Raw genomic sequence first — 1,564 nt, forward strand, 5'->3', positions numbered from 1 at the left:
GCTCCAGAAAGGAGGTGATCCAGCCGCACCTTCCGGTACGGCTACCTTGTTACGACTTAGCCCTAATTACCTGTTCTACCCTAACCGGCTTCTGTGACGAGCACCGGCTTCAGGTCTACCAGACTTTCATGGCTTGACGGGCGGTGTGTACAAGGCCCGGGAACGTATTCACCGCGTCATTGCTGATACGCGATTACTAGTGATTCCAGCTTCACGGAGTCGAGTTGCAGACTCCGATCCGAACTGAGAACGGCTTTTCGGGATTGGCGCACCATCGCTGGTTGGCAACCCGCTGTACCGTCCATTGTAGCACGTGTGTAGCCCTAGGCGTAAGGGCCATGATGACCTGACGTCGTCCCCGCCTTCCTCGCTGCTTGCGCAGGCAGTCTGGCTAGAGTCCCCACCATTACGTGCTGGCAACTAACCATAGGGGTTGCGCTCGTTGCGGGACTTAACCCAACACCTCACGGCACGAGCTGACGACGGCCATGCAGCACCTTGCTTTGCGTCCCGAAGGAAAGCCCCATCTCTGGGGCGGTCGCGCGCATTCTAGCCTAGGTAAGGTTCCTCGCGTATCATCGAATTAAACCACATGCTCCACCACTTGTGCGGGCCCCCGTCAATTCTTTTGAGTTTCACCCTTGCGGGCGTACTCCCCAGGTGGGATACTTAACGCTTTCGCTAAGCCACCGACATTGTATCGCCGGCAGCGAGTATCCATCGTTTACGGCGTGGACTACCAGGGTATCTAATCCTGTTCGCTCCCCACGCTTTCGTGCCTCAGCGTCAGTTACAGTCTAGGCAGCTGCCTTCGCAATCGGGGTTCTGGATGCTATCTATGCATTTCACCGCTACAGCATCCATTCCGCCACCCTCGTCTGTACTCAAGCCGTCCAGTTTCCAGGGCAGTTCCGTTGTTGAGCAACGGGCTTTCACCCCAGACTTAAACGGCCGCCTACGCACCCTTTAAACCCAATAAATCCGGACAACGCTTGCACCCTCCGTATTACCGCGGCTGCTGGCACGGAGTTAGCCGGTGCTTATTCACCAGGTACCGTCGTCGGAGCACGCATGCCCCTTATTCTTCCCTGGCAAAAGCAGTTTACGACTCAGAAAGCCTTCGTCCTGCACGCGGCATGGCTGGGTCAGCCTCTCGGCCATTGCCCAATATTCCCTACTGCTGCCTCCCGTAGGAGTCGGGCCCGTATCTCAGTGCCCGTGTGGGGGACCAGCCTCTCAGCTCCCCTAGCCATCGTCGCCTTGGTGGGCCGTTACCCCGCCAACCAGCTAATGGCACGCAGCCCCATCCTGAACCAATAAATCTTTAACCACTGACCGATGCCGGTCCGTAGTGTTATGCGGTATTAATCCGCCTTTCGGCGGGCTATCCCCCAGTTCAGGGCAGGTTGGCTACGCGTTACGCACCCGTGCGCCACTATGGCATTGCTACCACCGTTCGACTTGCATGTATTAGGCCTGCCGCTAGCGTTCATCCTGAGCCAAGATCAAACTCTCCATTGTAAAAATTTCTACACTCACCCGAAGATGAGCTGATGTCGAGTGC

General features: G+C 56.8%; 1 rRNA gene. It reads right to left on the minus strand.

The annotated features are described in order from the left end of the window. Positions 1-7 precede the first annotated feature (7 nt). A 16S ribosomal RNA gene (locus tag JAO73_RS22835) occupies positions 8-1,521 on the minus strand. Between the last annotated feature and the right edge of the window lie 43 nt (positions 1,522-1,564).

It is taken from the genome of Hymenobacter miniatus, assembly GCF_016427455.1.
Lineage (GTDB): Bacteria > Bacteroidota > Bacteroidia > Cytophagales > Hymenobacteraceae > Hymenobacter > Hymenobacter armeniacus.